Source organism: Janthinobacterium sp. LPB2021202312-11-4 (genome assembly GCF_037049705.1).
Lineage (GTDB): Bacteria > Pseudomonadota > Gammaproteobacteria > Pseudomonadales > Pseudomonadaceae > Aquipseudomonas.
The window spans coordinates 52,951-70,321 of the sequence record NZ_JBAGKV010000026.1 but is presented as its reverse complement, the minus strand read 5'-3'; the positions used below and the strand labels follow the sequence as shown (position 1 = coordinate 70,321).

The 17,371-nt window shown below is 61.7% G+C and carries 15 protein-coding genes and 1 tRNA gene; 10 read left to right on the top strand and 6 right to left on the bottom strand.

Annotation, left to right across the window (positions count from 1 at the left end):
* Positions 1–3 precede the first annotated feature (3 nt).
* Positions 4–969: an isopenicillin N synthase family dioxygenase gene (locus V5E99_RS23855; RefSeq protein ID WP_499804691.1), complete on the bottom strand. Its 966-nt coding sequence runs from the start codon at positions 967–969 to the stop codon at positions 4–6.
* A 413-nt stretch (positions 970–1,382) separates the two neighbouring features.
* Here V5E99_RS23855 and hutH point away from each other — a divergent pair, with 413 nt between their 5' ends.
* The 9 genes from hutH to hutC all read left to right on the top strand — a co-directional run bounded on the left by hutH (position 1,383) and on the right by hutC (position 10,649).
* A complete protein-coding gene (hutH, locus tag V5E99_RS23850; protein ID WP_499804690.1) occupies positions 1,383–2,912 on the top strand; it encodes a histidine ammonia-lyase in 1,530 nt (509 codons plus the stop codon).
* Positions 2,913–2,970: 58 nt separating this feature from the next.
* Positions 2,971–4,173 (top strand): alpha-hydroxy acid oxidase, encoded by a 1,203-nt coding sequence (locus V5E99_RS23845; RefSeq protein ID WP_499804689.1) that lies wholly within the window; start codon positions 2,971–2,973, stop codon positions 4,171–4,173.
* Positions 4,173–5,549, top strand: coding sequence for an FAD-binding oxidoreductase (locus tag V5E99_RS23840; protein ID WP_499804688.1), 1,377 nt, complete (start codon positions 4,173–4,175; stop codon positions 5,547–5,549). The genes V5E99_RS23845 and V5E99_RS23840 overlap by 1 nt, the downstream gene beginning before the upstream one ends.
* Before the next feature lie 101 nt (positions 5,550–5,650).
* The gene (locus V5E99_RS23835; protein WP_499804687.1) at positions 5,651–6,487 is read left to right on the top strand and encodes a transporter substrate-binding domain-containing protein; all 837 of its coding nucleotides are present in this window, start codon (positions 5,651–5,653) and stop codon (positions 6,485–6,487) included.
* Positions 6,488–6,560: 73 nt separating this feature from the next.
* Positions 6,561–7,220, top strand: a complete 660-nt coding sequence (locus V5E99_RS23830; RefSeq protein WP_499804686.1) for an amino acid ABC transporter permease — start codon at positions 6,561–6,563, stop codon at positions 7,218–7,220.
* Positions 7,217–7,888 (top strand): amino acid ABC transporter permease, encoded by a 672-nt coding sequence (locus tag V5E99_RS23825; RefSeq protein ID WP_499804685.1) that lies wholly within the window; start codon positions 7,217–7,219, stop codon positions 7,886–7,888. The genes V5E99_RS23830 and V5E99_RS23825 overlap by 4 nt, the downstream gene beginning before the upstream one ends.
* An 89-nt stretch (positions 7,889–7,977) precedes the next feature.
* Positions 7,978–8,778 carry an amino acid ABC transporter ATP-binding protein gene (locus tag V5E99_RS23820; protein ID WP_201197712.1) on the top strand — a complete coding sequence of 267 codons (801 nt, stop codon included), beginning with the start codon at positions 7,978–7,980 and terminating at the stop codon, positions 8,776–8,778.
* Positions 8,775–9,908 (top strand): histidinol-phosphate transaminase, encoded by a 1,134-nt coding sequence (gene hisC / locus V5E99_RS23815; RefSeq protein ID WP_499804684.1) that lies wholly within the window; start codon positions 8,775–8,777, stop codon positions 9,906–9,908. The genes V5E99_RS23820 and hisC overlap by 4 nt, the downstream gene beginning before the upstream one ends.
* A gap of 3 nt (positions 9,909–9,911) precedes the next feature.
* Entirely contained in the window at positions 9,912–10,649 is a 738-nt protein-coding gene (gene hutC / locus V5E99_RS23810; protein WP_499804683.1) for a histidine utilization transcriptional repressor HutC, read from the top strand.
* Here the strand turns inward: hutC and V5E99_RS23805 are convergent.
* Positions 10,634–11,848, bottom strand: coding sequence for an MFS transporter (locus tag V5E99_RS23805; protein ID WP_499804682.1), 1,215 nt, complete (start codon positions 11,846–11,848; stop codon positions 10,634–10,636). The two genes, hutC and V5E99_RS23805, sit on opposite strands and share 16 nt — an antisense overlap.
* Positions 11,849–12,259: 411 nt before the next feature.
* Positions 12,260–12,904 (bottom strand): hydrolase, encoded by a 645-nt coding sequence (locus V5E99_RS23800; protein ID WP_499804681.1) that lies wholly within the window; start codon positions 12,902–12,904, stop codon positions 12,260–12,262.
* Positions 12,905–13,068: 164 nt separating this feature from the next.
* Between V5E99_RS23800 and V5E99_RS23795 the strand changes: the two genes are divergently transcribed.
* Positions 13,069–13,956 (top strand): LysR family transcriptional regulator, encoded by an 888-nt coding sequence (locus V5E99_RS23795; RefSeq protein ID WP_499804680.1) that lies wholly within the window; start codon positions 13,069–13,071, stop codon positions 13,954–13,956.
* A gap of 3 nt (positions 13,957–13,959) precedes the next feature.
* Here the strand turns inward: V5E99_RS23795 and V5E99_RS23790 are convergent.
* The 3 genes from V5E99_RS23790 to selA form a co-directional block, all read right to left on the bottom strand.
* Positions 13,960–14,055: transfer RNA gene (locus V5E99_RS23790), tRNA-Sec, on the bottom strand.
* Positions 14,056–15,960 (bottom strand): selenocysteine-specific translation elongation factor, encoded by a 1,905-nt coding sequence (selB, locus tag V5E99_RS23785; RefSeq protein WP_499804679.1) that lies wholly within the window; start codon positions 15,958–15,960, stop codon positions 14,056–14,058.
* Positions 15,957–17,363 (bottom strand): L-seryl-tRNA(Sec) selenium transferase, encoded by a 1,407-nt coding sequence (gene selA, locus V5E99_RS23780; RefSeq protein ID WP_499804678.1) that lies wholly within the window; start codon positions 17,361–17,363, stop codon positions 15,957–15,959. Before selA ends, selB begins: the two co-directional genes overlap by 4 nt.
* Between the last annotated feature and the right edge of the window lie 8 nt (positions 17,364–17,371).

The following is a 17,371-nucleotide window of genomic DNA, read 5'->3' as shown; positions in this document are numbered from 1 at the left end:
GGTTTATGCCTGCTTTTTGCGATACGCCATCGAGTCGTCGATCCGCTTGAGGATGTAGTCTCCTGCCGCCACCGGCGGATACAGGCTCTGCGCCGGGTCGATGCCCAAGTCACAGGGATCGACGTTGGCGCTGTAAGTCGGGTCGTAGAAGGTTGCGATGGAGTAACGCTCATGGCCCGAGGTGTTGATAACCCGATGCAGCGTTGAACGAAAGCGATCGTTGGACCAGTGCGCCAACAGGTCGCCGACGTTTACCACCAGGCTGCCGGGGATCGGCGTGGCATCAATCCAGCGGTTGGCGCCCAGCTCACGGACCTGCAGACCGCCACTGTTGTCCTGATACAGCAATGTGATGCAACCGTAGTCGGTGTGTGGCGCCACGCCGAACTGATCAGCTTCAGCCTGGGGCGGTTGCGGTGGGTAATAGACCATCTGCGTGCGCTGCAACGGCTTGGTGTATTTGTCGGTGAAAAAATCTTCGTCAATACCCAACCCCACCGCCACCACCCGCAACAGGTCGGCCCCGGCCAAGGCAACTTCCCGGTAGTAGTCCGCCAAAGCCTCACGCAACGACGGCATGAAATCCGGCCACTGGTTCGGCCCACGCAACGCCTCACCGGCGAGCACGCTCGGATCATCTTCGGCCAGTTCGAGCCCGATACTGAAAAACTCCTTGTGATCGGGTTTGGTGGCCTCGTACATGGTCGCCCCGCCCAGCGCGTGCCAGCCACGATGGCGCTTGTTGACGGCCACCTGGCGTTTGACCTCGGCCGGGTAAGCAAAGAACTCTCCGGCCGCCGCCATCGCCCGGTCGATGACGCCCTGTGGCACACCGTGATTGATGATGTAGAAGAAGCCGATGTCACAGCAGGCGGTTCGAATGGCATCGGCGGCGCGGCGAATACTCGCCTTGTCACCTTCGCGGACACCGGACATATCGATCAGAGGCAGATGAATAGTGGAAGACATGCTCACTCCTGGGGGGCGTGGTGCTGGTGGTCGTTCAGGGACATGACGCAATATGGAGCGCCCTGTATATACAGCTAAAAGCATTTACTGTGCCGCTCCGCTCTCCTGCTCCGTCACTCCCTGCGTGCTAAGGCCCCCCGCTCGCTTTTCAACAATCCAAAATCGGCCTGCTGCCCAGTATTCATTGGTTTCCAAACGCCCCAACTGTGTGCGCCGAGCGCGCATTTGGTGCAGCTTTCGGTTACACATTCAAACCTCAGCAGGCCGAACGTTTCTTTTAAATCGGGCATGGCGCGCGTCTGAAACGCCGCTCTTTGAGGATGGCTGTGATTTTTGGCCCGCATATTGCTCTACCTGTATATACAGGATGATATAGCTGCCTATTCCAACCATCACTGCCCCAGGACATTGCAATGCACACACCTCTGCTGCTCAAACCCGGTCAACTCACGCTCGATCAATTGCGCGTCATCTATCAGAAGCAATGCGCTATTGAACTGGACCCGCAGGCCCGCGAAGTCGTAGAGGCCAGCACCCACACTGTGAACCAGATCATTGCCAACGAACGCACGGTGTATGGCATCAATACCGGTTTCGGCCTGCTCGCCAGAACAAAGATTCCGACCGAGTCGCTGACCAAGTTGCAGCGCAACCTGCTGCTCTCGCACTGCACCGGCACCGGTCCATTGCTCGATGACGCCAGTGTCGGCCTGATCATGGCGTTGAAAGTCGGTTCCCTGGCCCGAGGTTTTTCCGGCATTCGCTGGGAAGTGATTCAAGCACTGGTTCAGTTGTATGTCGCCAAGGTTTATCCGTGCATTCCGTCCCAGGGTTCGGTCGGTGCTTCGGGTGACCTGGCCCCGCTGGCGCATATGTCGGCGGTGCTGATGGGTGTCGGTCGCGTTCGTCATAACGGGCGTGAAATGGACGCCGTCGAAGGGTTGGCGATTGCCGGTCTGGAACCGCTGGTGCTGGGGCCGAAGGAAGGTTTGGCGCTGATCAATGGCACTCAGGTGTCCACGGCCCTGGCGCTGCGCGGGCTGTTCGCCGCCGAAAAACTGTTCACCGCCGCCGTAGTGGCCGGCAGCCTGAGCGTGGAAGCCTTGAAGGGCTCGGATGTGCCGTTCGACCCACGCATCCAGGCCGTGCGCGGTCAACCGGGTCAAATCGATGTAGCGCTGTACTACCGCGAACTGCTGGCCGACAGCGAGATTCGTCAATCGCACATCGACTGCGCTCGGGTCCAAGACCCGTATTCCCTGCGCTGCCAGCCACAAGTCATGGGGGCTTGCCTCGATCATTTGCGCTTTGCTGCGGGTGTGTTCCTGCGCGAATCCAATGCCGTTTCAGATAACCCGCTGGTGTTCAGCGCTGACGGCGATGTGCTGTCGGGCGGCAACTTTCACGCCGAGCCGGTGGCGATGGCCTCGGACGTCCTGGCCTTGGCGATTTCCGAAATCGGTGCGCTCTCGGAACGCCGGATCGCCCAACTGGTTGACCCGGCGCTCTCCGGTCTGCCGGCCTTTCTGGTGCGCGAAGGTGGCTTGAACTCAGGCTTCATGATCGCTCAGGTGACCGCTGCCGCACTGGCGTCGGAAAACAAAACCCTGGCTCACCCCGCGTCGGTCGACAGCCTGCCGACCTCGGCCAACCAGGAAGACCACGTGTCGATGGCAACCTTCGCGGCCCGGCGTCTGCTGGATATGGCTGGTAACAGCAGCGCCGTGGTGGCCATCGAACTGCTCGGTGCGGCCCAGGGCGTGGACCTGCATGCGCCGCTCAAGACCTCGGAAAAACTGGGCGAAGTCCTGGCGATGATCCGCCGCGAAGTCGCGCACTACGACGAAGACCGTTACTTCGCCCCGGACATCGCCGCCGCTCGCGCCTGGGTGGAGTTGGCCGCGTTCGAGCGTTGGTTGCCCGCCGAACGCCTGTATGCCTGATCGCAAACGAGTCGGCGCAGCCTGACTGCGCCGCTTTCATCACGCCAAAGGGATCGCCATGCGTCGCTACTATTCAGGGTCGGATATTCACCGGGCACAGAGCATTGCCGAACTGGCGGCGATGGCGCGGCGACGCTTGCCGCATTTCGCCTGGGAATACCTGGAAGGCGGGGCCGAGGAAGAACGGACGTTGCAGCGCAACCGCCAGGCCTTCGCGGACATCACGCTACTGCCTCGCACGTTGGTGCCTTGTTCGGCGACGCACACTCAGCGCTTGCTGTTCGGGCGAGCTCTGCCGTTGCCGATCGCTATCGGTCCCACTGGCTACAACGCCATGCTTTTTCGCGACGCCGATATTCACTTGGCCCGCGCCGCCACCGAGCGTGGGCTGCCGTTCACCCTTAGCACCGTTTCCACCAGTTCTCTGGAACAGGTCGTGGCGGCGGTGCCTGAGGTGAACCTCTGGTTTCAACTGTATTGCCTGCGTGATCCGGCCGTGGCTGAAGACCTGCTGCAACGTGCCGATGCGGTCGGTTGCAAAACCTTGCTGCTGACCAGCGACGCGGTGTTGCTGGGCAATCGGGAATGGGACCGGCGCAGCTTCGTCCGCCCCCGGCAATTGAGCCTGCGCCACAAGTTCGACGTGCTGTGTCACCCACGGTGGATGGCGCAAGCAGTGTGGCCACACGGTCTGCCGACCCTGGGCAACATCGAACGCTATCTGCCAGCCGAACAACGCACCGTCGAAGGTGCCGCGCAGTTTATCGGTAGCCAAATGGACACCGGACTGAACTGGGACGCCCTCGCCCGCTTGCGTGATCGCTGGCCGCACCAGTTGCTGCTCAAAGGCGTGCTGCACCCGGCCGACGCCGAGAAAGCCGTGACCCTGGGGCTCGACGGGTTGGTGGTGAGCAACCATGGCGGCCGGCAACTGGACGGAGTTCCTGCCAGCCTCGATTGCCTGCCGGCGATTGCCGCCGTGGCCAAAGGCAAACTCGCCCTGCTGCTCGACAGTGGTATCCGTCGCGGCACTGACATTCTCAAAGCCTGCGCACTTGGCGCCGATGCGGTGTTGCTGGGGCGATCTACGCTTTATGGAGTCGCCGTCGGTGGACAGGCCGGCGCCGGCCGTGCCCTCGACCTGCTGGCGCAAGAGCTGCGCCTGGCCTTGTCTTTGCTGGGCACCCCGGACCTTGAGCAACTTGATCGTCGTGCGTTGACCACGACAACCGCCACTTCCCCTGACCGTGAGTTGAACTGATGACCGATCTACAACACACCCTCGAACAATTGCGTCAGGCACTGGGTGACGACGCGGTAATCACTGGCACCGATATCAGTCAACGCCACTACAGCGACTGGACCGGCCATGCCCCGGCCTGCCCCGCCGCGCTGTTGTTGCCACGCACCACTGCACATGTCGCCAGCGCCCTGCGGATTTGCAACGCAGCCCAACAAACCGTGGTTCCCCAGGGCGGCATGACCGGGCTGGCCGGCGGCGCGGTGCCTCGGGCCACGGACATTGCCTTGTCTCTGGAACGTTTGCGCGGCATCGAAGAAATCGACCCGGCGGCCGCCACTGTCAGCGCCTGGGCCGGCACCACCCTGGAGGAGATCCAGCAAGCCGCGCTCAACGCCGGGTTTGTCTTTCCTCTGGATCTTGGCGCACGAGGCTCATGCCAGATCGGCGGCAACATCGCCACCAATGCCGGGGGCAACGCGGTGATTCGCTACGGCATGACCCGTGACCTGGTGCTCGGGCTGGAAGTGGTTCTGGCCGATGGCCGGGTCCTCGACTTGCGCAACAAAATGATCAAGAACAACTGCGGTTATGACCTGAAACAGTGCTTTATCGGCAGTGAAGGCACCTTGGGCGTGATCACCCGGGCAGTATTGAAGCTTGCGCCGCAACCCGGCCAGACCAGTACCCTGCTCTGCGCCCTGCCCGACTACGCCAGTGCCGTCAGCCTGCTGCGGCGGATTCAACGCAGCGTCGGCACGCCGCAAGCCTATGAGCTGATGTGGCAAGACTTCTTCCGCCTCGGGGTGAGCTGGCTGGACAACGCCACCGCGCCGATGTCGCTGGACCATCGTTTGTATGTGCTGCTGGAGTCGGCCGGCCCGCAGGAGCAACTCCAGGCGTCGCTGGAAGAGGCGTTCGGCGCCGGCGAAGTCATCGACGCAGTGCTCGCCAGTTCCCAGACCCAGGCGCGCGGGCTCTGGAAAATCCGCGAAGCCACCGGCGAATTCCCGACCCGCATGACCCCGCTGAATTTCGACGTCAGCCTGCCCATCGGCCTGATCGGCGACTTCGTCGAGCGTTGCCGCGCACGCCTGGAAGAACGCTGGCCGGGCAACCGCAGCGTGTATTTCGGACACATCGGTGACAGCAACCTGCACCTGACCGTGGACTGCCAGTCCTTGCCGCAGCCGGCACCGATCCTTGAGATCGAAGAACTGGTGTACAGCGCGGTCGGCGAACTGGGTGGTTCGGTGTCTGCCGAGCATGGCATCGGCCTGCTCAAGCGTGAGTTTCTTCATCACTCGGTCGGCCCCGAAGCCCTCGCGGTGATGCGCCAACTCAAGGACTGCTTTGACCCCAACGGCATTCTCAACCCGGGGAAAATCCTCGGCTGAGGGCCTGTATATACCGGAGTGGCACGTTAACTGCTGTTGCCCTCCTGAATCACCGCAGGACTCACACCCAACCTCGCTGTATCCCCTGAAGGAGTGACACCATGCAACTCGATTCTCTATTCAGTAAACGATTCAACGGTTTGTGCCTCGCTCTGACCCTGACTGTCGCGTCCCTGGCTGCACACGCCGATCAACTGGCGGATGTAAAAAAAGCCGGAGAACTGGTGGTGGGTACCGAGCTGCAATTTGCGCCTTTCGATTTCACCGACAACGGCAAGCAGAAAGGCCTGAACGCCGAGTTGTTCGAGCAGTTGGGCAAGGAGTTGGGGGTCAAGGTGAAGTTCATCGACCTGCCGTGGCCGAGCGTATTGCCGGGGCTTGAAGCGAAGAAATTCGACATGGTCGCCGGTCCGATCATCGTGACCCAGGCCCGCAAAGAGCGTTATCACTTCATGCTGCCCATCGCCGAAGCCACCGTTGCCTTGATGGTCGGCGCCAGCGACACCACCATCACCAAACCGCAAGACATTGCCGGCAAAGCCGTGGGTGCGGGTAAAGGTTCGGCGCAACTCGAAGAGCTCAAAACCTTCGCCGCCACGCTGCCGGAGAAAGTCACGATCCGTGAGTACGTCGACAACAACCAGGCCTACGCCGACCTCGCGGCCAAGCGCATCGTTGCCGTTGCCAACTCGCTGCCGAACATCTCCTACGTCGCCGCCGAGCGTAGCAAGGCGTTCAAAGTGATCCTGCCGCCGTTCGGCAAAAAATCCTACTTCGCCTACCTGGGCCGCAAGGATGACGACGCCAACAGCTTGATCGCCGCCCTCGATGCCGCACTGCTGAAAATGCACGACGACGGTCGCCTCGCCGCCCTGCAGAAAAAATGGCTGGGGGCCGAGATGGACGTACCGAAAGCCGACTTCACCCCAACCTGGTAAACCCGCCTGTTCATTGGAGCTCCTGATCGCCGGCCAGCCCTGGCTGGCGATCAACTGAGTTGGAGTCGCCGCGATGTTCGATTGGCCTTTGTTTTTACAGAACCTGCCGTTGCTGCTGACCAGCCTGCTGGTGACGCTTGAAGTCTCCACCGCCGCCCTGGTGATCGGGTTTTTCATCGGCATTCTGATCGCCAGCCTGCGCCTGTCGCCGGTGCCGTTGTTCCGGCGTTTGGGTGGCGGCTACATTTTTGTGTTCCGGGGCATTCCGCTGCTGGTGCAATTGCTCTTCGTTTATTACTTCCTGCCACGTGTTGGCCTGCCCAACGTGTCGCCGCTGACCGCCGCGATCATCAGCTTGTCGTTGTGCGCCGGGGCCTACATCGCCGAGATCCTGCGTGGTGGTTTCCTGGCCATTCCCGGTGGTCAGTTAGAGGCCGCCGGGTTGCTTGGCCTGAGCACCGGGCAAATGCTGATCCGCATTCGCGTACCGCAAGCCGTTCGCCTGACGCTGCCGGCGCTGGTCAACGAAATGATCCTGCTGATCAAGGCGTCTTCGCTGGTGTCGGTGGTCGGCCTCGCAGACCTGACCCGCACCGCGCAGAACCTGGCAGCCAGCGATTACCTGTTCGTTCAGGACTACCTGATGCTCGCCGGCTTCTATTGCCTGATCAACATTCCACTGGCGTTCTGTGGCGGCCTGCTGGAACGACGCATGAAGGAGCAACGCTCATGATCTTCGACTACCGGATCATCACCGAGCACCTCGATGACATCGCCCAAGGTTTCGCCGTTACCCTCGGCACCTGGTCCGCCGGGGTCGTGCTCGGGTTGTTCCTCGGCTTGCTGATTGCCGTAGCGCAACTGTTTGGCAACAACTTGATCCGCGCGCCGTTGCGGGCGTTCATCGAAGTGATCCGCAGCACGCCGTTTCTGGTTCAGCTGTTCCTGGTCTACTACGGCGGCCCGTCATTCGGCCTCAGCCTGGAGCCGATTCCGGCCGGCGTCCTCGGGTTGGGCATTTACGGCAGCGTCTATTTTGCGGAGATCTTCCGCACCGGTTTCGAGTCGGTCGCCCGCGGTCAACTGGAAGCGGCCGATTGCCTGGGCATCACACGCTGGCAATGCATCCTGCGCATCCAGGTGCCGCAGATGCTGGTGATGATCCTGCCGGCGCTGGTCAATCTGGTGACCATTTTGTGCAAGGAAACTGCGGTCCTGTCGATCATCACCATCCCGGAACTGACCATGGTCATGACCGGTATCGGCTCGCAAACCTTCGCCTTCGTCGAAACCCTGTTGGTGCTGTGTATCGGCTACCTGCTGCTGGTCGAGTTGTGTTCGCGCCTGGGGATGTACCTGGAAACGCGGGTCGGCCGCTTTATGAGCAGGCAAGCGCAATGAACGACCTACAACGCCATTTGAAACCCATCGCCCCGAAACAAGGTGACCCCATGAAGACTCCCGAACAACTCCCCGGCGATTCGCAACCCATGTTGCGCCTGCACAATGTCGGCAAGAGCTTCGGCACCCTGCGTGTGCTCAAAGGTATCGATTTGCAGGTCCGGCATTCCGAAGTGGTGTGCCTGATCGGGCCGTCCGGCTCGGGTAAAAGCACCCTGCTGCGCAGCATGGCGTTCCTCGAAGAGTACGACGAAGGCGAAATCCATATCGAAGGCCAGTTGCTCGGCTTCGTGCCGGACAACGGCAAGGGCCGCAAACGCGCCGCGCAATCGCAGATCAATCAGGTTCGGCGCAACGTCGGCATGGTCTTCCAGCAGTTCAACCTGTGGCCGCACATGACGGCGCTGGGCAATGTCAGCGAAGCCTTGCTGCGGGTGCGCAAGCTGTCTTCTGCCGAGGCCCGCAAGCGTGCGTTGGCGATGCTCGACAAAGTCGGCCTGGCGCACAAGGCCGACGTTTATCCGATCCAGCTCTCGGGCGGCCAACAGCAGCGTGTGGCGATTGCCCGGGCGTTGGCGATGGAGCCACACATCATGTTGTTCGATGAACCGACCTCGGCGCTCGACCCGGAACTGGTGGGTGAGGTCCTGCAAGTGATGAAGACCCTGGCCAAAGAAGGCATGACCATGGTGGTGGTCACCCATGAAATGGGCTTCGCCGCGCAGGTTGCCGACTCGGTGGTGTTCCTCGATCAGGGCCAAGTGGTGGCCCAAGGCACGCCGCAGCAAATCTTCCACAACAGCGAACACCCACGCCTGCAGCAATTTCTGCAGAACTATCTGGATCGCAATGCCTTCTGGCAGGACAACAAAGAGGCCTCTCTGGTATGAACGCTGCTGAACTGCAACTCCTCGCGCGCCCACAAGTGCGTGACCTGGCCAGCTACAACGCCGGCCTCAGCACCGAAGCCGTGCGCCAGCGCTTCGGGCTGACCCGGGTGGCCAAGCTGGGCAGCAACGAAAACCCGCTGGGGCCTGCGCCCGCCGTGGCCGCCGCGATGGCCAAGGCCTGTTCAAGCATCGCCCTTTACCCGGATGCCAGTTGCCTGGAGTTGCGCGCGGCGCTGTCAGCAAAACTCGGCGTGCCGGGCAATCAGTTGGTGTTCGGCAACGGCTCCGAAGATTTGCTGAGCATCATCAGCCGGGTGTTTCTTGACCATGGCGATGAAGTGGTCACGGTGGTGCCGTCGTTTGGCCTGCACTTTATTTATCCCATCGCGGCGGGTGCCACGGTATCCGGGGTGCCGATGACGGCTGAAGGTCGCTTCGACGTACCGGCGATGATTGCGGCGCTGACGCCGAAAACCCGGCTGTTGATGTTCTCCTGTCCTTCTAACCCGGTCGGTTGCACGCTGGACGCCGATGAGTTGCAACGGCTGTTGGCGGCACTGCCAGCGCAGTGTTTGCTGGTGTTTGACGAGGCCTATTACGAGTACGCCGATTTCGAGGCGGACTACCCCGATTGCCTGGGATTGATCCAGGCCAGCGGCAAACCGTTTATCTTGCTGCGCACCTTCTCCAAGGCCTATTCCCTGGCCGGGTTGCGCATCGGCTACGGGATCGTCAGCGATCCGCTGCTGGCCGACCTGATTGATCGCCTGCGCACCCCGTTCAACATCAATCGCGTGGCCCAGGCTGCGGCCATTGCTGCGCTGGCGGACGAAGAGCATTTACAGGCCACCCTCGCCCACGTCGCCCACGAACGGCGGCACATGGTGGTCGCGCTGCAAAACATGGGATTGAGTCCGGCGCCGTCGATGGCCAACTTCCTGTATTTCAGCACGCCGTATCCGGCTGAAACCCTCAATCAGGCCTTGCTGCGCAAGGGCGTGATCCTCAAGCCGTGGCGCGAAGACGGCTACACACAGTACTTGCGTGTGTCCATCGGTAGCTGTGAGGATAACGACCTTTTTCTCAAAGCCCTGGCAAGTGTTCTTGCCGCTCAAAAAGACGCGGACTGACCCATGATCAAAAATGCACCGCAAGCCCTCTATCGGCGCGCGAAGGACTTTGTGCAAGACAAGCTGCGCAGCGGTGAATGGAAGCCCGGAGACCTGATTCCGTCGGAAAATCGCCTGGTGCAAGAGCTGGGCATTTCACGCATGACCGTCAACCGCGCCTTGCGCGAGCTGACGGAAGAAGGTCATCTGGTGCGGATCTCCGGCGTCGGGACGTTTGTGGCCGAGAGCAAACCGCAATCGAACCTGCTGCGTATCACCAACATCGCCGACGAAATCATTGCGCGGGGGCACCGCTACTCCTGCCGCGTCCTGCAGTTGGGACGTGAAGCCGCGTCGATGCCAGTGGCGGCCGCGTTGGCGCTGCCCACCGGTTCGTCGGTGTTTCATTTGATCTGCGTGCACAGTGAGGAAGGCGTGCCGGTGCAGTTCGAGGATCGCTACGTCAATCCAGAACTGGTGCCGGACTTCCTGCTGCAAGAATTTGGTGAGCAACTGCAACCGGCGCGTTATCTGTTACAGGTCATCCGTCCCGACGAGATGGAACACATTGTCGAGGCCGGGCACCCGAGCAGCGACGAAAGCAAGCACATGCAGATCGACGCCAATGAACCGTGCCTGATCCTCCTGCGCCGCACCTGGAGCCAAAGCAAAATCGTCACCTACGTACGCCTGACCCACCCTTCCTCGCGCTATCGCCTGGGCAGTCGCCTGCCGGTGAATGGTGCTCACCGCGACAGTTGAGTCCGCGCCATTGACTGAACCGGCTGACGACCGGCAATCAGGATGAACCCCACGGACAGCAGCGCACACAACGCACCGAGCAGGATTGATGCGGTGTAATTCTGGTAAAGGTCGAACAGCAACCCCGCCACACTCCCGCCGATCAGCGCCGCAATCCCGACCGAAATGTACAGTGCACCGAGGATCGCCCCCAGGTTCGCCGTGCCAAACCAACTGGCCGTCACCGACGGGTACAGGGAAATGCAGCCGCCATTGGCCACGCCAAAACACACGGCGAACAGCGCCAGCGTGGCGAAGGTATGAGCACCCAGCCACAGCAAATTGAGCAGCATCAGTGCGAAGGTCAGGACAATCAGCAGACGCCGGGCGCCGATCCGGTCACCGATGCTGCCCAGGAATAGCCGACCGCCAACGTTGCCCACGCCAATCAGTCCGATCAATAGATTGGCCTCGGTGGCGGACAGTCCAAACTGGCGGGCGTAGGGATTGATGTGCACCAGCGCCAGAAACAGCCCGACCGAACCAAAGAAAATCGCCCCGAAGTACCACCAGAATCGCCCCGTGGCAGCCGCGTCGGCCAGGCGCATGCCCGCAGGCGTCGCGTGATGTTCGGCGCACGCCGAGGCCGCGTCGAGGCCATCCGGTAAAAGGCCCAGCGCCTGCGGATTGCCCCTGACCAGCCATGCGACCAGCAGCCCCGTGACCAGAATGGTCGCGGCGAAGATCTGCATCGTCGTTTCCCAGGAAAAATGCTGCATCAGCAGCCCGGCAGCAGTCGGTCCGACAAACGTCCCGACCCCGGTGCCGGCCAGCGCAATGCCCGAGGCCTTGCTGCGGTGTTTGATGAACCAGCGCTGCACCGCCGCGACCGTTGGCACATACACCAGCCCGACGCCCAAGCCGACCAGGGAACAGAAACACAGCAAAAACCATTGCAACGAGCCGGATGCAAGGCTGGCGAGGAAGAACCCCAGTGCCAGCGAAATGATCCCGGCGCAAACCACCCGGCGGGTAGAAATGCGATCCGCCAGAGAACCGGAGAACACCCCGACCACGTAATAAATAAAAGCTGTCAGCGAAAACACCGACGCGACCGAGAAGCTTCCGACCGCGAAGTTGGACTGTATCTGCGAAAAAAATGCACCAAAGGAGTAAGCGCCGCCAAAAATGAGTGCCAGCAGCAGATGCGCTGCGAACACGACGTACCATCCTGGAAAAATTCTGCTTTTCATCACCGTCTGCTCTCGGGATTCGGGGAGGTATGCACCGAACAAACGGTGGGAGCGGGCTTGCTCGCGAAGAGGCCGGCAGATCCAGCATCAAAGTTGCCTGTCAGGACGCATTCGCGAGCAAGCCCGCTCCCACATAGGTTCGGTGTTGAACCACGGGTTTGTGAACGATGCCTATAGTTGTATGTACAGGCCTATGCAATCTTGTGGCCATTTTCATAACGCCATGCCCCGAACGGTCTGAACACCTTTAAAACACTGAATCTCCTAAAAAACAGCCACAAAAAAGCTCACCGATTCAGCGAACCGGTGAGCTCTTTTTTCACACCTTTGCGTGAGATTTGGTAACAAACTGCCAGGTATCAGTGCAACCAACCCGCCTTACTTGACCTGACGCTGCGGTGCCTTGTGCACCATGGTGTAGGCGTAGTCCACGCCCATGCCGTAGGCGCCGCTGTGTTCGCGCACCAGTTCCATCACCGCGTCGTAGGTTTCCTTGTGGGCCCAGTCGCGCTGGTATTCGAGCAGCACTTGTTGCCAGGTCACCGGTACCGCGCCGGCCTGAATCATTCGTTGCACCGACATGTCGTGGGCTTCCTTGGTCGTGCCGCCGGACGCGTCGGTGACGATGTACACCTCGTAGCCTTCAGCCAGTGCTTCGAGTGCAGGGAAGTTCAGGCAAACCTCAGTCCACAGTGCGGCCATGATCAGTTTTTTGCGCCCGGTGGCTTTCACCGCTTCCACCAATGCCTTGTCTTCCCAGGAGTTCATCGAGGTGCGCTCAATGGGCTGCTGATCCGGGAACACTGCGAGCAACTCCGGCCAGATGTAACCGCTGAAGCTTTCGGTTTCCACCGTGGTCAGGATGGTCGGCACGTTGAAAATCTTCGCCGCTTTGGCCAGGCCAACGGTGTTGTTTTTCAGGGTCTGGCGATCGATCGATTGCACGCCGAAGGACATCTGCGGCTGGTGGTCGATCAGGATCAGGGCGGAGTTGGTTGGGTTGAGCAATTCACGAATGGACATGGCGAGTTCCTTTTGATGTCGGCGAGTTCTGTTTAATGGGTTAGCCGCTGCGTGCTTCGTTGGAAGGCTGTTTGCTGGCGGCTTGGTAGCTAATTTAGGCCTTGGCGATAAAAGGAACAATTCCCTAGAATCGGGAATCATTGATTCCAAATTAGGGACAATCCTTGGACCGTATCGAATGCATGCGCGCGTTTATTGTCACCGTCGGTGAAAACGGCTTCGCGGCCGCTGCCCGGGCGATGGACGTGCCGAGATCAAAAGTCAGCAAACAGATTCAAGCGCTGGAAGAAGCGATCGGCGTGCAGTTGCTGCAACGCACCACCCGCAGCCTGCACCTGACCGAGGCCGGCGCCGAGTATTACGACGCCGCCCGGGAATTGATCGCCTCGCTGGACGAAGCCGAGCAACGGGCCCGCGACGGCGTTGGCGAGTTGCGTGGGGTATTGCGGATCAACGCGCCGATGTCCTTCGGTTTGCGCCGTTTGGGGCCGCTGATCCCGGTGTTCCATGAACTGCACCCGAATATCGAGTTGCAGCTGGTGCTGAGTGATCAGCAAGTGGACCCGGTGCGCGGCGGTTTCGATGTGACGCTGCGGATCGCGAGCATGCCCGACTCATCCATGGTCGCCCGGCTGTTGGCCCCGGCCCCGCGAATCATGGTCGCTTCGCCCGTCTATCTGAAACGTGCCGGCACGCCACAAGTGCCCAAGGACCTGACGGCCCACCAATGCTTGAACTACGGCTATCTGCAAAGCGGCGTCAGCCTGCAACTGAGCAATGGCAAGGACACCCAACGGGTTAACGTCACCGGGCCATTGCACGCCAACAACGGTGATTTGCTCGCCCAGGCTGCCGAAGCCGGCATGGGCATCGCCCTGCTCCCGGATTTCATTGTCGAAGAGGCATTGGCGACGGGTCGGTTGGTGCCGGTGCTGTGCGAATGGCAGGCGCCGCCGATCACCATCAACGCGGTCTACCCGTCGGCGCGGCGGGTGCCGCAGAAGACCCGTACGTTCATTGATTTTCTGATCAAGGAACTGGCGCCACGTTGAAATTGGCGGAAGGCAGCCGGAGTCGAACCTGCCCGGGAACGGATGCCGTCCCCAACCGGGTTTGAAGCCCGGCCGCGCCACCGGGCGCGATTGCCTTCCTTATTCGTTGGCCTGAGCCAGGGCACTGTCGAGACGGATCTGGCGCCGATCGCCGAGGCGTCGGGTCAGGCCGATCCGGTCAAAGTATTCAAGAATCTGCACGCTACGCTTGCGCCCCAGCCCCACGGCATCACGAAACGCAGCCACCTCGATCACCGGGTTTCCAGCGGCCAGTTGCAACAGCATAGCCGCCAATCGGCGCAGCATCGCATCGGTGTAGAACAGGTCGCGCACCACTTGGTGCAGCAGCCCCAGCCGCGCCATTTTGCGCAGCAGCAGGCGCACGGCCGTTTCGTCCTGCCCCAGGTCGCGCACCCACGGAGGATTGAAACCGGCCGCGTCGAAGATGGGCTGCAATTGTTGCCACAAGGCTTCGTCGTCGGCACTCAAGCGCACGTGATGATCGGGCAGGTGCAGCCAGGGTCCGCTGGTGACGATGGTGCCGCTGGCGAGCAATTCGTCGAGCAGGCTGATGAAGGTCGGCCGGTCCAGTGCGGTGCCGGCGAACCGGCGCAAGCGATCCCGGTCCGGGCCCATTTGATCCGGCTCCAGTTGATGGAAACGTGCCAGGTGTTCCAGTAGCGGTGCCTTCAGCGCTTCCCAACGTTGGGAGCTGAACAGCAGCGGACCTTGGCGGGTGTTGATCAGGCGTACGTCATCGGGCAGAACCCAGCTATCGCGCGGACGGTTGAACTGGCGCTCCAGTCGCAGGGGATCGAGGCCAATGTCGCTGTTGCCCAGCAGCGCGGGCATGACCTCTTCAAGGCAGTTGGTGGTGGCGAGGGCGTGCAACTGCGCCAATCGCTCGGGGCTGCGACGCTGGCGGCTCGGCGCGAACGGATCGAGTACCCGCCCGCCACCGAGGGTGCGTTGGGCGCTTTGGTCGCGCAGGATCAGCGGATCGCCCTTCACCGCATGCACCGACGCGTTCAGCAGCAGTTGCGCGAACATCCGCTGGCCCGGCGCCAGGCTTGGGCCTTCCAGCAACGCCACGCGCCCGGTCACGTCCTGGGTACCGAGGTGAACGTGTACCGGGTGGAAATGCGGAAATGGGCTGGTTTCGCCGGGCAGCAGTTGGAACTCGATGTCCAGGCGTTGGGTCGGTGCGTGCAGCCACTCGGACAAAAGCCATTGGCCCCGGTGGATCTGATCCAGGCTCAGGCGTTCAGCGCTCAGGTTCAGCGCCACCCGTTGCCCGGCGAACGCGTTGTCGGCGGGTTGATTCTGCGCGTGCAGGCCCCGCACTCGCACGGGTTTGCCTTGGGGGCCGAGCAGCAATGTATCGCCCACGGCCACCTGACCGGACAACGCCGTGCCGGTGACCACAATGCCGGCGCCGGCCACGCTGAAAGCCCGGTCAATCGCCAAACGAAAACCGCCACTGGTGCTGCGTTGAAGAACATCCTTTTGCGCGTCGAGTAAGGCTGCCCGCAAGGTCTCGACACCCTCGCCGGTCACACTCGACAACGCAATCAACGGAGCGTCGGCAAACGGTCCGGGCGCCAGCAACGCTTCAATCTGCGCGCGAACGTCCAGGATGCGCGCCGGCTCAACCCGATCACACTTGGTGATCGCCACCAGCGCCCGAGGAATGCCCAGCAACTCGACAATCGCCAGGTGCTCGCGGGTCTGGGGCATCACGCCGTCGTCCGCCGCGACCACCAACAACACCAGGTCGATGCCCTGCGCCCCGGCGAGCATGTTGTGGGTGAAACGCTCATGCCCGGGCACGTCGATAAATCCGGTCAGCCCGGCGCGCGGCTCCAGCGCAGCGTAGAGGTAGCCGAGGTCGATGGTCATGCCGCGCTCGCGCTCCTCGCGGCGTCGATCACCTTGCTGGCCGGTCAATGCTTCCAGCAACAAAGTCTTGCCATGGTCGATATGCCCTGCGGTGCCGACGATCACCCCTGCCCTCCGTTCAACTGATCGAGTTGCGCCAGCCACGCGGCTTCGTCGTCCAGTTGCCGCAGGTCCAGCCACAAGGCGTCGTCATCGATGCGCCCGAGCACTGGAATCGGCAAGCTGCGCAACGCCGCTTCCAACACCCGCAGTGAACGCCCGCGCAGTCGTTTGGACACCAATGGCCGCAGGCACAGCGCGGCACTCGGCAACCGCGCCACCGGTTGGCTGCCGCTGCCGATCATGCCCAGCGCCGGCACCGGGCTGACGTTCCAGCCCTCGCCCAAGCGCTCGGCCAATGACGGTTGCAAGCGTTCGGCCTGGGCGAGGATGTCCACTTGTGGCCGGGTCAGCAGACGCAGACTCGGCAAGCGTTCGGCCAGCCGATCCGGATCGCGGTACAGGCCCAGCACGGCTTCGAGCGCCGCCAACGTTAGTTTGTCGACCCGCAACGCACGCTTGAGTGGGTTCTTTTTGATCTTCGCGATCAGGTCCTTGCGCCCGACAATCAACCCGGCCTGCGGGCCACCGAGCAATTTGTCAGCGCTAAAGGTCACGATGTCCGCGCCATCGAGCAGCGCCTGACGCACTGTCGGCTCGGCCGGCAAGCCCCAGCGCGTCAGGTCCAGCAGACTGCCGCTGCCCAAGTCCTCCAGCAACGGCAAAGCATGCCTGTGCGCCAGATCGGCCAGTTCCGCCGTCGGCACGCTTGTGGTGAATCCGGAGATGGCGTAGTTGCTCGCATGCACGCGCATGACCAAGCCACTGCGTGGGCCGATGGCCGCCTCATAGTCCTTGGCGTGGGTGCGATTGGTGGTGCCGACCTCAACCAGTTTCACCCCGGCCCGGGCCATGATGTCGGGAATGCGGAAAGCACCGCCGATTTCAATCAGCTCGCCCCGGGAAATGATCCCTTCCTTGCGCGCCCCGAGGCTGTTGAGGGTCAGCAGTACGGCAGCGGCGTTGTTATTGACCACTGTGACCGCTTCAGCGCCGGTCAACTCGCGGATCAAACCTTCGATCAAGTCATCGCGATCCCCACGCTTGCCACTGTGCAGGTCGAACTCCAGATTGATCGGGTAACGCGCCGCCATCTGCACCGCTTCAATGGCTTCGTCCGGCAACAGCGCCCGTCCCAGATTGGTGTGCAGCACGGTGCCGGTGAGGTTGAACACGCGGCGTACGTGGCTGCGGTGTTGTGCCATCAGTCGCTCACCCACCCTGCCCGCCAGCACCTCAGGTGCGATTTCAATCGCCGCCATTTGCCCCGACAACACGGGCTCGCGCAGGTCATCGAGCAACTGCCGCAGACTGGCCAGCAACGCCTCCCGCCCATAACGCTCGGCCAAGGGCTGGCACGCCGGATGACGCAACAAACTGTCGATGGAGGGCAAACGCAGGTTGGACATCGGCAACT

What these genes read in the sequence shown, in the direction of transcription:
- V5E99_RS23855 (WP_499804691.1), bottom strand. Translation starts at nt 969, where the DNA reads ATGTCTTCCACTATTCATCTGCCTCTGATCGATATGTCCGGTGTCCGC.
- hisC (WP_499804684.1), top strand. Translation starts at nt 8,775, where the DNA reads ATGAACGCTGCTGAACTGCAACTCCTCGCGCGCCCACAAGTGCGTGAC.
- hutH (WP_499804690.1), top strand. Translation starts at nt 1,383, where the DNA reads ATGCACACACCTCTGCTGCTCAAACCCGGTCAACTCACGCTCGATCAA.
- V5E99_RS23825 (WP_499804685.1), top strand. Translation starts at nt 7,217, where the DNA reads ATGATCTTCGACTACCGGATCATCACCGAGCACCTCGATGACATCGCC.
- hutC (WP_499804683.1), top strand. Translation starts at nt 9,912, where the DNA reads ATGATCAAAAATGCACCGCAAGCCCTCTATCGGCGCGCGAAGGACTTT.
- V5E99_RS23845 (WP_499804689.1), top strand. Translation starts at nt 2,971, where the DNA reads ATGCGTCGCTACTATTCAGGGTCGGATATTCACCGGGCACAGAGCATT.
- V5E99_RS23820 (WP_201197712.1), top strand. Translation starts at nt 7,978, where the DNA reads ATGTTGCGCCTGCACAATGTCGGCAAGAGCTTCGGCACCCTGCGTGTG.
- V5E99_RS23840 (WP_499804688.1), top strand. Translation starts at nt 4,173, where the DNA reads ATGACCGATCTACAACACACCCTCGAACAATTGCGTCAGGCACTGGGT.
- V5E99_RS23835 (WP_499804687.1), top strand. Translation starts at nt 5,651, where the DNA reads ATGCAACTCGATTCTCTATTCAGTAAACGATTCAACGGTTTGTGCCTC.
- V5E99_RS23830 (WP_499804686.1), top strand. Translation starts at nt 6,561, where the DNA reads ATGTTCGATTGGCCTTTGTTTTTACAGAACCTGCCGTTGCTGCTGACC.
- selA (WP_499804678.1), bottom strand. Translation starts at nt 17,363, where the DNA reads ATGTCCAACCTGCGTTTGCCCTCCATCGACAGTTTGTTGCGTCATCCG.
- V5E99_RS23800 (WP_499804681.1), bottom strand. Translation starts at nt 12,904, where the DNA reads ATGTCCATTCGTGAATTGCTCAACCCAACCAACTCCGCCCTGATCCTG.